The following is a 12,179-nucleotide window of genomic DNA, read 5'->3' as shown; positions in this document are numbered from 1 at the left end:
CAAGTTTTTATAAATTAATCCAAGTCATAGCCTGTTCCTTATTTTTGGCTTCAAAATATTTGGCCTCGCTTCCGGTAAAGAAATCGGTTGCCTTTGCTGCCCATTCCTGCCATTTTTCATTTCCAACAAATGCTATTTTCCCGTAATCCTTGATATGGGCTACATCAGTCTTGATGTCTTCCCAAAATCCTTTAATAGTATAGCCTTCAAAATCTTCCATTTCAAAATAGAAGTCCACTTTGTGACCCTTGTCGATGATTCGATGGATTTGTTTGTGAATGGTTTTTAAATTTTCTTCGTTCAATTTACCCGAAAGCTTTGCGGCAATCAGGCTCTCTTTTTTCGTATCTATAAACTGTATCATAAGTTCTTATTTTTCAGAGTTCAAAGTACAGGTTTAAACCGTGCAACGGAAGTGCATTTATTGCCCGCTACACTTTTCGCAAATACCTTTTATAACCAAGTTAGCATCCTCAGCCACATATCCATCTGGTAGATTAACCTGCGGTATCTTATGTTCTGTAAGACATACGGTTTCATCGCAGTTGTTGCAATGAAAATGCAGGTGTAAATCTTGTTCGATTTCACAATTGCACCCAGGTTCACAAAGCGCATATTTTGAAATATTGGTGCCATCGTCGATTTGATGCACGATTCCCTTTTCTTCAAAAGTTTTTAAGGTTCGGTAAAGCGTAGTTCTGTCCGCTTTCGCGAAAGCATTCTCAATGTCCGTTAATGCAATAGCAATTTCTTTCTCGGCCATATACTTATAAATCAAAATGCGCATTGCCGTAGGTCGCACACTTTTGTTTTCCAATGTTTTTTCTATTTCTTTCATCTAATGATGTTATTAATCAATTTTAATGTGAGTGTTCTGCTTCGCCTTTTTTCATTTCTGCCATTAAATAGTAACCGTTGTTTAAGGCATATTTGGCATTCGATTTTTGTTCCGTTAGAAAATCAATAGGAATCCATTCCCCGTCTTTAGCCCCCTTTGTTATTTCATTAGGTGTAAAAGCCCAATCGTTACCTTCCTTTTCAGCTAAAAACACAAAAAATCGGTTACCATCAGCGGCTATGGCACTTTCGGGTATAGCCAACGTCTTATTGTTATCCGTTTGTATGCGTCCCTGAATGTACATTCCGGGTATCAGGTTGCCTTCCTTGTTCTCAATTTCTGCGTGAACGTGTATCGCTTTCGGGTTCTGCTCAAAAGTTTTGCCCACGGAATAGATTTCCGCGGTCAGTTCCTGCCCTTGATTGGATTGGACATTAAACGTTACTTTTTGACCTTCCTTTACCCTATAGACATCTTTTTCAAAGACCATCAAATCGGCGTGCACATGGTGGGTGTCCACGATTTCCATTAGGTCGGTCTGGGGTTCTACATACTGCCCTGTTTTGACTTCTACCTTTTGTACAAATCCTTCGATGGGACTTCTGAGCGCCACACGCTGGTAAATCGTTCCGTTTCTTACACCCGACGCACTAACGTTAAGTTGTTGCAGTTGGGCTTCAAGACCTTTTGCCATACTTCGGGATGCTTGGTATTCAGCTTCTGCCTTTTGGAAATTGGCACCACTTCCTACACCTGCATCGTAGAGGGTTTTTTGTCGTTCAAATTCCTTTTTCAAAAACTGACTATTACTAAAAGCATTTAAGTAGTCTGTCTGTTTCTGAATGATGTTGGGATGCGAGAGGTAAGCGACTGTTTGCCCTTTATTGACCTTATCACCCTCGATAACCTCGATGGAAACCACGTTTGCACCTACAACTGTTGTTATGGTGGCCTCGTTCTGGGGCGGGACTTCCAGTTGACCGTTCGCTTCCACATACCCGCTCATATTTCGCATTTGTAAGGTGTCGATTTTCATTTCTAATGCATCGAACTGTTTGGCCGTAAGCATCACTTCCTCAGCTTCGCCTTCTGTGTGGGCTTCTTCCGTTTCAGAATTTCCTTTATTGTTTTCAGCTGACTCTGATTTAGAATCACCACAAGAGGTTAACCCTAAGAGCATAACCAATAAACCGATGACTGTATATTTAGATAGATTTTTCATTATTGTTTAAAATATTGTAGTTCGAAAACTGATTTTAGATAATTGTCGAGCGCATCCAGTGCATCCATTTCGGTATTTATGGCATCCCTTATTATTTGTGTAAATGCTGCATAGTCCACTGCACCTTCCTTGTAGGCAAGTAGTGCGCCTCTGCGTTGCTCTTCGGCAAGGGGTAAGGCTTTATTATTATAAAATTGCCAAGATGTTTCCCACTTTTGATAGGACTTTACGGCCTGCTGATATTCGGATTGCAATTGGCGTTGTGTATAATCAGCATTAGTTCTTGCAATTTCGCCGTCAATTTTAGCGGCCTTGGCTTGGCTACGTTCCGTACCAGAAAATAAAGGAATGGAAATACCGGCCTGATAAGTGTAAAACCCGCTATTGCCGTTCACTGTTTGAAGTCCGCCCTGAAGATTAAACTTGGGAAGCAAGTCAGCACGAGCCGCATCATAATTTGCCTCAGCTTCATCAATTTGCTTTTGCGAAAGTTTCAGTTTGGGATGATTTTCCACTGTTGTGGGTATGCCCAATACGGCAAATTCACTTTCGTCAAGCGATTTAGGTACAGTATAGAAAGTGTCTGAAACCAACCATAGGTTTAGTTTTTGAAGGGCAATGGCGTAATCGCTTTCGGCCTGTTGCAATTTGTTGCGGATTTGCAAGGCTTGATTGGTAGCTGATGAATATTCCAAGCGTGAAATGGCTTCTACCTCATAATTGAGCGCAATGGCTTTTTCAAATTGTGAATAGATAGAATCCAGTTCTTGGTACAGTTCAAATTTTTGCCTTTGCTGATAGGCTTGCGACCAAGCTTTTTTAACTTCCTGTTCTATTTGAAGTTCAGAAAGGTCAAGAGCTGTTTCGGCCAAAGTGATACGTTGCTTTTGCAGACTCTTTTTCGCACCTATGCCGAATAAGTTGATATTCTGTTGCCCTAAGCCAACCAATGTATAAATACCCTGACCATCCGATATTTCCTCGCCACCCGTAAACACTTGGGTGTTGCCAAAGTCGTAAGCAGTCCCCTTTAATGCAGTTTGTCTTTGAATTTCCAACTGTTTCGTTTTCAAGAGCGGATAATTTTCCTTAGAAACTTCTACCGCTTTTTCCAATAATATTACCGGCAGCGAATCATTCTGTGGAACTTGCTGCGCTTTAGCGAAAGCAGAAGTAAATAGCAAACAAACTACTGCCATAGCGGTAGCAAATTTTGGATTCAATTTTGCCTTTCGTTCAGAACGTTTCTCGACCCATTGATAAAAAATGGGCAGAATAAACAGCGTTAAAAGGGTTGAAGTTATCAATCCACCAATAACCACGGTAGCCAAGGGTCTTTGCACTTCAGCCCCTGCGGATGCTGAAATCGCCATAGGCAAAAAACCAAGAATATCGGTAAAGGCAGTAAGCATAATCGGGCGTATCCTACGTTTTGTGCCTTCCACAATCCTGTCTTTTAAGTTTGTTACGCCTTCTTCCTTCAGTTCATTCAGACCGCTTATCATTACCAATCCATTCAGTACAGCTACCCCAAAGAGCACAATAAAACCGACCCCTGCCGAAATACTAAAAGGCATATCCCGAAGCCATAGAGCGAACACGCCACCTATGGTCGCCATAGGTATTGCTACATAAATCATCAAGGTTTGCGGAAAGGATTTTAGGGCAAAGTAAATCAGAATGAATATGAGCAATAAAGCTATTGGCACAACAGTCTGTAACCTATTGCTGGCACGTTCGAGGTTTTCAAAAGCCCCACCATAACGAATGTAATATCCAGGTGGTAATTCAAATTGGGCATCTAATTTATCCTGAATTTCTTCTACTACAGATTTAACATCACGGTCACGAATATTGATACCTACATACGTTCGTCTATTTGTATTGTCTCTACTTATTTGCATTGGACCAGGCTCATAACTCACTTCTGCAATTTCACGTAGCGGAATTTGTGAACCATTTGGAAGGTTTATGAACAGGTTTTTAATGTCAGCAATGCTTTCCCGATTCTCTTTTTGTAGGCGAACTACCAAATCGAACCGCTTTTCCCCCTCGAAAATTACGCCTGCTTTTCCACCTGCAAATGCAGCTTGTAACACACTATTTAGTTGGTTGATTTCAAGACCGTATTGCGCGAGCTTGTTACGATTATAGTTAACCGTAATTTGCGGAAGGCCATCGGTAGCCTCTACTTTCATATCCGCAACACCCGGAACAGTTGCAATGATTTTACCCATTTCTTCCGCTTTGCTTGCCAGTATGTCCAAATCTTCCCCAAACAGTTTAATAGCAACATCTTCACGTACACCCGTAAGTAGTTCGTTAAAACGCATTTCTATAGGCTGGGTAAATTCATAATTGACCCCGGGTACGATGCTTATGGCATCCTTCATTTTTTCGACCAGTTCATCTTTGCTTTCGGCGGATGTCCATTCATCACTTGGTTTAAGGATGACGAAGACATCGGCAATGTCCATCGGCATCGGGTCAGTAGGTACATCGGCCACACCGATACGGCTGATGATAGTTTCCACCTCTGGAAATTCCGCCTTAACTATTTGCTCTATTTTTGTGGTTGTTTCTATGGTTTCTGAAAGGGAACTTCCGGGTTTCAGGATGGCGTGAAACGCAATATCGCCTTCATCCAACTGTGGGATAAATTCGCCGCCCATTCTGGTAAAGGCAAAAATGGCAACTGCAAAAAGAGCAATAGCGATACCTATAACCATCTTCCCTTTAGTAAGCGATTTGGTCAACAGCGGCTCGTATTTTCTTTCAATCCAATGGACAAACTTATCGCCGTAAGACTTTTTTTCGGATTTCGGCGGTCTTAAGAATAACGCTGAAATCATTGGAACATAGGTCAGACAAAGCAACATTGCACCAATCATCGCAAAGATGAAGGTCAGCGCCATAGGCTGAAACATCTTGCCTTCGACACCTTCCAAAGCTAAAATGGGTAGGAAGACAATAAGAATTATAAGCTGGCCGAAGAAGGCGGCGTTCATCATCTTTTTAGAAGCCTTTGCAGCGATTTCGTCCCTCGTTTCAGAACTCACGGCCTTCTTTTTAACTACATAAGAATACATTAGGAAAACAGTACTTTCTACGATGATGACCGCACCGTCCACGATGATTCCAAAGTCAATCGCCCCCAAACTCATTAGGTTCGCCCATACGTCAAAAACGTTCATTAGTATGAATGCAAACAAAAGCGATAGCGGAATAGTGGATGCTACTATAAGACCACCACGCCAATTTCCCAAGAGCAAAACCAAAACAAAGATTACGATAAGCCCACCTTCCAAAAGGTTTCCAGTTACCGTTCCCGTTGTTTCCGCAATCAATTCACTTCGGTCAAGAAATGGTTTTATACTAACACCTTTAGGAAGTGATTGCTGAATCTGTTCCATACGTTGGGTCACGTTTTCGATAACTTCGTTGGAATTAGCCCCTTTAAGCATCAAAATCATTCCGCCAACAGCTTCGCCTTTGCCATCTTTTGTCAGCGCACCGTAACGGACGGCACTTCCTATACTCACCTTACCAACATCTTTAATCTTGATAGGAATACCATTGACCGTCTTGACGACCATATTTTCTATATCCGATACAGTTCTTGCAAGACCCTCGCCACGTATAAAATTAGCTTGATGATTACGCTCGATATAAGCACCGCCCGTATTCTGATTGTTGTTTTCCAAAGCTGAGAACACTTCGGTAATTGTGATACCAATAGCTCGAAGTTCGTTTGGGTCTACTGCAACTTCATATTGTTTTTTATTGCCACCAAAGGCATTTACTTCCACGACGCCAGGAACCATTGCCATTTGTCTACGTACTATCCAATCTTGAATTGTTCGCAGTTCTGTAGATGAATATTCACTTTGGTATTCGGCTTCAACCTCTAGGGTGTATTGATAGATTTCGCCTAGCCCTGTAGAAATGGGACCCATAGAAGGCTCACCAAAACCCATAGGGATTTGTTCTTGTACTTCTGTCAGTTTTTCTGCTACAAGCTGTCTGGGAAGATACGTTCCGACACCGTCATCAAAGACGATGGTCACTACGGAGAGTCCGAAGCGGGAAATCGAACGAATTTCCCTGACATTGGGCAGGTTGCTCATTGCCACCTCGACAGGATAGGTTACAAATTGCTCAATATCCTCTGTCCCCAGATTGGGCGATTGTGTAATGACCTGTACCTGATTATTGGTAATATCTGGCACGGCATCAATAGGAACTTGGGTCATACTATAGATACCTGCACCAATTAATGCAAGTGTGAGCAGACCAATAATAAATTTGTTATTGATTGAAAAATCAATGATTTTATTAATCATAGATATGGGTGTTAATTCAGTTTAAATTCTCTGTGGGCACATTACAGAAATGCAATGCACTATTTTGACATATCCAAAATAAGGACACGTCAAAACAGGATATAGCTATCCTATGAAAACTGAATTATACCTGTGGGGGCTGTAAAAGGGAATGAAAAAAGTTGTTTTCAAAACCATCGAAATGGTCGAAGTACTCTTGTGAAATCTTAGGTTGATACGGTTCGAATGAAGTTATGCCAAAATCTATAGTGTGAACGTGGCAACAATGACAATGACAAAAGGGCGAACATAATTCACAATCTTGGTCGTGCTCACTATCATAGTCAATTAAGGAAACTACTTGGGAATCTTCATTAATGTTTCCTGTATCGCTACAGGGCACACCATTAAGTGCTAAGAAGTAAATTGCTAATATGAGTGTAAAATATTTCAAGCTACAAAGATAAAAAGATTTTCGTGCAACTGTGTTGCAAAGTATTATTTCAATGAATCAACTACACTTCCACAAGTAAGCATCTGTTCGCCATAATAAGGGTTACTGATGACTTTATCTTTACTTATCCAAAACGCCCCTCTGTTGTTATTTGCCATTGGGCATTTCTGAATATATACCTTTGGGTTCAACCCTTTTATAGTCTTTACAATCGGTATAAAATTTTGGTTCAAAACCACAAAATGGCTACGCTGATTTTCGATGTTATCACTTTCGTTTATTGACTTCAACATTTTTTTGATTTTGGAAATGTGGGCTTGTTCCATTTTACCCAAATCCGAATCAGAAACTGGCTCTAATATTTCTAAGGTTTCCTGTGAGAAAGACGAAACTTTTTGAGCATCACCAGCTACAAAGACATCTTTCATTTTAAGATATGGCGTTAAAGCAGACTGAAACGCAATTTGAACTGTCTTTGGTAGTTCCATTTTCATTGTTGAACTACTAGTGGTTTCGTTACCTGTATTCTGCATACCTAAGTGTCCTTCGTGTCCTGTCATTGTTTTTCCACCTGATTTATTCATCATTGACTTCTTACCCTGTAATTGTGCAGCTGCATCAACTGTGAAAGTCCCATTAGTTACTATTTCATCGCCTTCTTGTAATCCGGAAGCGACCATAAAAATATCACCAACTCGATTGCCAAGCGTTACTTCCTGCATTTCAAAAATGGGTTCATTTGGATTTGTCTTGATGTAAACTAATGAGCGTTCGCCTGTCCACATTACCGCACTCGCTGGAATGCGAAGTTGTACTTCTGAACTAGTTGATTTGCTTTTGATTTTGCCTGTGACGAACATCCCTGGCTTAAAAATCCCTTTGTTGTTTTTCAAATTGGCTCGAACCACGACAGTTCTCGTTTGAGTATTCAGAACGGGGTCTATGAATGAAACCGTAGCATCAAATATTTCATTGGGATAAGCATTGGTTGTAACCTTGATTTTCTGACCTTTCTTGAATTCTGAAATTTGGTTTTCATAAGCATCGAATTCTGCCCATACCAAATTTAGATTGCTCACCTTTACGATGGGTTGCCCTTGCTTTACGTAATCGCCTTCAGAAGCCATCTTTTCAGATACCGTACCGCTAACCGTTGCGTATATGGGAAAGTTCTCTTTAACCTTCCCTGATTCTTCGATACTATTAATTTGGCTTTCCGAAAGTTTCCAAAGTTTTAGTTTGTTTCGTACCGCTTTGTATAGAGATGGTTGCGATACTTTGAGTGAAGCTGCGGTAATCAATTCTTGTTGAGCCGCTACCAAATTTGGCGCATAAATAGTGGCCAATAATTGCCCTTTTCTTACTTCCTGACCTTCAAAATTTACATTGAGCCGTTCAATCCTGCCGTCGAAATAACTAGCTTGAATGGCGTTTTCTTCCTCATTCATTTTGATTTTGCCTGAAAGCGAAATCATATTCTCGCTGTCTTCTGATGCATTGCCTACAATAGTCGTTTGGATGTTTGCCAATGCCATTGCATTTTTTGTCATCTTTATTTCATTCATTGCTAAACCATCTGCGCTTGATTCCGCTGGAATTAAATCCATACCACAAATAGGACAGTCACCAGGTTCTGGTTGCATAATTTGTGGGTGCATCGAGCACGTCCACATTTGTTCAGTACTTTCATCTGAATGGTCGTGTGTTTCGGTCATCGCCGCCCCGTCTTTTTCGGTAGAATTACCACCAAAAATGAGCCACCCACCAAACAGTCCTATGGCAGCTGCGATACCGATGTATAAAATGTTTTTGTTCATATCAAATTATTTATTTTCCAATCGTTCAATCATCTGCTTCATTTCTTCAATTTCCTTTTTTTGTGCCTTGATGATATCCTCTGCCAGTTTCTTCACTTCAGGGTCTTTAATATCAGCACGTTCACTCGTTAAAATTGCAATAGAGTGATGTGGAATCATAGCTTTCATCCATAGTATATCACCTACTATTGGTGCTTGCACTCTTACTAAACCGAGAGCACCCACAAACAGAACTAAACTACCTACCAGAATTACAATATTCTTCTTTTTATCGTTATACATTTTTCGCATAAAAAACCACATTATTACTGCCATTGTAGCAATGCCAAGACAGACCATATAAAAACGGGTCAAGCTAAAAAATACGTGGTCTAACGAGTAGGTATTTAGATACATTGTAACGTACATTGCAACAAATGAGCACGCCAGCATTATGTAAAAAGTTTTATAGTTTCCTTTGTTTGAATCTTCCATATTCCTTTTGTTTTTAGTGTGAATTATATAATTGATTTTGTTCTTAATCTTAGTGCATTGGCGATTACCGAAACGGAACTGAAACTCATTGCCAAAGCCGCAATCATTGGGGATAATAGGATTCCGAAAAATGGGTAGAGTAAACCGGCTGCAATTGGTATACCCAACGTATTATAGATGAGGGCAAAGAACAGATTCTGCTTGATGTTCCTCATAACAACATCGCTTAGATTTCGTGCTTTCACAATACCGTGTAAGTCGCCCTTAACCAATGTAAGTGCTGCACTTTCAATCGCTACATCTGTTCCCGTTCCCATTGCTATACCAACATCACTTTTTGCCAATGCAGGCGCATCGTTAATACCATCACCTGCCATTGCGACTACGTGTCCATTTTTTTGTAGTTTTTCAACTTCCTGTAATTTATTTTCAGGTAACATTCCTGCTTTGAAATCAGCAAGATTGAGCTCTTTTGCCACGGCTTGGGCTGTATCGTGATTATCGCCTGTAAGCATTATGACATCAATATTTTTGTCCTGCAATGCTTTGATAGCTTTGGCACTTGTTTTCTTGATTTTATCACCTATAACAACATATCCAACAGTCTTGCCATCAATAGCCAGATAAGAAACCGTCTTGCCTTGCTTTTGATAGGTTTGTGCCTCATTTTCCATAGCCTCTGAAAGTTTCGCATTTGCTACTTCCATCATTTTAGTATTGCCCAAAGACAGTTCTTTTCCATTGACCTTTCCTTCAACACCCTTACCAGTTACAGCATTGAAACCAGTTGCCTTTAGAAATTCAGTTTGTTGTTCCCTTCCGTATTTAACTGTTGCTTCAGCGAGTGGATGCTCACTTTGGCTGTTCAGGGAAACGATATATTGTAGTACTTCATTTTCAGTAAAGCCATTATCAAAAGACCCCACTTTTTCAACTGTAGGTTTACCTTCCGTAATTGTTCCCGTTTTGTCAACTATGAGTGTATCTACCTTGTCCATCTTTTCGAGGGCTTCAGCGTTTTTGATTAGCACCCCATTTTGTGCGCCTTTACCAACACCTACCATTACGGACATTGGTGTGGCAAGACCCAAAGCACAAGGACAAGCGATTATTAATACAGCGATGGCATTGACCAAGGCATAAACATAGGCTGGCTCTGGCCCCCAAATTGCCCAGACCGCAAAGGTTATCAGGGCAATTATGACCACAACTGGTACAAAATATCCCGAAACCTTATCTGCCAAATTCTGGATGGGCGCACGGCTGCGACTAGCATCGTTTACCATATGGATGATTTGGGATAATAGCGTGTCTGAACCAACTTTTTCAGCTTTCATTAAAAAGGACTGATTTCCATTGATTGTTCCGCTACTGACCTTATCGTCTACGATTTTGTTTACGGGAATCGGTTCGCCTGTAATCATCGATTCGTCAACGGAAGTTTCCCCTTCGGTCAAAACACCATCCACAGGAATCTTATCGCCTGGCTTAACTCTTAGAATGTCGCCTAATTCAATATCATCGATACTTACTTCTTTTTCTTCGCCATCGACTATTTTAATGGCTTTATTAGGTGCTAGCTTCAATAGCTCTTTTACCGCGGAATTGGTCTTACTGTGAGCACGAGCTTCAAGTAACTGCCCCAAAAGGACTAAAGTGAGGATTACAGTAGCAGCTTCAAAATAGACGTGAACCGTACCTGCTTCGGTCTTAAATTGGTCTGGGAAAAAGTCAGGTATAAGCATACCTATTACACTAAATAACCAAGCTACACCAGCACCGATTCCAATGAGTGTAAACATATTGAGATTCCAAGTTTTAATACTGCGGTAGGCACGTTCAAAGAACATCCAAGTAGCATAAAACACGACTGGAATGGAAAGCACAAACTGAATCCAATTCCAATACTTCAATTCCAGAATATCATATAATGGATTATTGGTCAGCATTTCCGACATTGCTATTAAAAAGATGGGCAATGTAAATGCCACGGCAACCCAAAACTTTTTAAGTAGTTTTCTATAGGTCTTTTCCTCTGCGGACATATCGGGTTCCATTGGTACTAAATCCATCCCGCAAATTGGGCAGCTTCCAGCTTCATCCTTTACGATTTTTGGATGCATGGGACACGTATATTGCGTTACGGAAGAAGTTGACAAATTTTGTTCTTCGACTAAATCCATTCCGCAGACAGGGCAATCACCTGGCTTGTCATAGGTTTTGTCACCCTCGCAATGCATCGGGCAATAGAACGTTCCCGTTCCTTGCCCTTTTGCTGCTTTCTCTTTTTTATCTACAACCTTATGATGTTCGCCTAGAGTGTGAATACTGTACGAACCACCATCTTGCTTCAAAGCTTCCTGAAACTTCTCGATGGGAATATGGGATTCCATTTCGATGACCGCTTCAGCTTTTTCCAAATCTACGGATACGTTAGTCACACCTTCCACATTGGAAAGTGTTTTATCGACGTGAGTTTTGCAACCGTTGCAGGTCATTCCGTGGATGTGATAGGTGTGTTTCATTTGCTATCTAATTAATAGTTTCAGAAATGCGACCACATTTTAGCATCTTATTCCCATAATAGGGATTACGAATTTCTTCATCTTTAGATAGCCAGTAACCGCCTTTATTGTTAAAGGCCATTGGGCAAAATTGTTTATAGACCTCACCACTAGAAAGTGATGCAGCTACCACATCAGTCATCTTTTCCGTAACATCGGAAAATATAGTACGTTGTACTTCAATATCAGTTGTTTCTGAAATTTTAGAGAGCATACCTTTTAAATCTGCATCATCCGTGTTTTCCATTAACATTTTTGCCCCAGATTGAGCCTCATTGAAATCTGATTTTACCAATGCGGTCTTTAAATGAATGTAGTGTTGAAATTGTTTTCCAACCTTATCATCATTAAAGGTTAATCCAGCTGTCTTGGCAGTCTCAGTAACGGAATCTGAATTTTTGTTGTCATTTTTTGTTTCATTTTTACACGAAACCAAACTTGCGATAGCAAGCATTAATACTGTTGTCTTAAATAGTGTTTTCATTGTT

Annotated in this window: 9 protein-coding genes; all 9 read right to left on the bottom strand. The window is 40.5% G+C overall.

Annotated elements, in window-relative coordinates:
- Positions 1-7: 7 nt before the first annotated feature.
- Complete coding sequence (locus KIM67_RS01270; RefSeq protein ID WP_213829563.1) at positions 8-364, bottom strand: STAS/SEC14 domain-containing protein; 357 nt, start codon at positions 362-364, stop codon at positions 8-10.
- A gap of 57 nt (positions 365-421) precedes the next feature.
- Positions 422-838, bottom strand: coding sequence for a Fur family transcriptional regulator (locus KIM67_RS01265; protein WP_213829562.1), 417 nt, complete (start codon positions 836-838; stop codon positions 422-424).
- Positions 839-860: 22 nt separating this feature from the next.
- Entirely contained in the window at positions 861-2,060 is a 1,200-nt protein-coding gene (locus KIM67_RS01260; RefSeq protein WP_213829561.1) for an efflux RND transporter periplasmic adaptor subunit, read from the bottom strand.
- Positions 2,060-6,403 (bottom strand): CusA/CzcA family heavy metal efflux RND transporter, encoded by a 4,344-nt coding sequence (locus KIM67_RS01255; RefSeq protein WP_213829560.1) that lies wholly within the window; start codon positions 6,401-6,403, stop codon positions 2,060-2,062. Before KIM67_RS01255 ends, KIM67_RS01260 begins: the two co-directional genes overlap by 1 nt.
- Before the next feature lie 124 nt (positions 6,404-6,527).
- Positions 6,528-6,836 (bottom strand): DUF6660 family protein, encoded by a 309-nt coding sequence (locus KIM67_RS18740; RefSeq protein ID WP_313788416.1) that lies wholly within the window; start codon positions 6,834-6,836, stop codon positions 6,528-6,530.
- 44 nt (positions 6,837-6,880) lie between these two features.
- Positions 6,881-8,653: an efflux RND transporter periplasmic adaptor subunit gene (locus KIM67_RS01250; RefSeq protein ID WP_213829559.1), complete on the bottom strand. Its 1,773-nt coding sequence runs from the start codon at positions 8,651-8,653 to the stop codon at positions 6,881-6,883.
- Between the two features lie 6 nt (positions 8,654-8,659).
- Positions 8,660-9,127: a DUF305 domain-containing protein gene (locus tag KIM67_RS01245; protein WP_213829558.1), complete on the bottom strand. Its 468-nt coding sequence runs from the start codon at positions 9,125-9,127 to the stop codon at positions 8,660-8,662.
- Between the two features lie 23 nt (positions 9,128-9,150).
- On the bottom strand, positions 9,151-11,652 hold the full coding sequence (locus KIM67_RS01240; RefSeq protein ID WP_213829557.1) for a heavy metal translocating P-type ATPase: 2,502 nt from the start codon (positions 11,650-11,652) through the stop codon (positions 9,151-9,153).
- 7 nt (positions 11,653-11,659) lie between these two features.
- Complete coding sequence (locus KIM67_RS01235) at positions 11,660-12,175, bottom strand: DUF3347 domain-containing protein (protein ID WP_213829556.1); 516 nt, start codon at positions 12,173-12,175, stop codon at positions 11,660-11,662.
- Positions 12,176-12,179: the final 4 nt, after the last annotated feature.

Origin of the sequence: Flagellimonas sp. 389 (assembly GCF_018449435.1) — a bacterium.
Taxonomy (GTDB): domain Bacteria; phylum Bacteroidota; class Bacteroidia; order Flavobacteriales; family Flavobacteriaceae; genus Flagellimonas.
Note: the sequence above shows the minus strand (reverse complement) of the source record. Positions and strands in the feature narration are given on the sequence as shown.

Coding starts and splice junctions, on each gene's coding strand:
- KIM67_RS01270 (WP_213829563.1), bottom strand. CDS start 364: ATGATACAGTTTATAGATACGAAAAAAGAGAGCCTGATTGCCGCAAAG.
- KIM67_RS01265 (WP_213829562.1), bottom strand. CDS start 838: ATGAAAGAAATAGAAAAAACATTGGAAAACAAAAGTGTGCGACCTACG.
- KIM67_RS01260 (WP_213829561.1), bottom strand. CDS start 2,060: ATGAAAAATCTATCTAAATATACAGTCATCGGTTTATTGGTTATGCTC.
- KIM67_RS01255 (WP_213829560.1), bottom strand. CDS start 6,403: ATGATTAATAAAATCATTGATTTTTCAATCAATAACAAATTTATTATT.
- KIM67_RS01250 (WP_213829559.1), bottom strand. CDS start 8,653: ATGAACAAAAACATTTTATACATCGGTATCGCAGCTGCCATAGGACTG.
- KIM67_RS01245 (WP_213829558.1), bottom strand. CDS start 9,127: ATGGAAGATTCAAACAAAGGAAACTATAAAACTTTTTACATAATGCTG.
- KIM67_RS01240 (WP_213829557.1), bottom strand. CDS start 11,652: ATGAAACACACCTATCACATCCACGGAATGACCTGCAACGGTTGCAAA.
- KIM67_RS01235 (WP_213829556.1), bottom strand. CDS start 12,175: ATGAAAACACTATTTAAGACAACAGTATTAATGCTTGCTATCGCAAGT.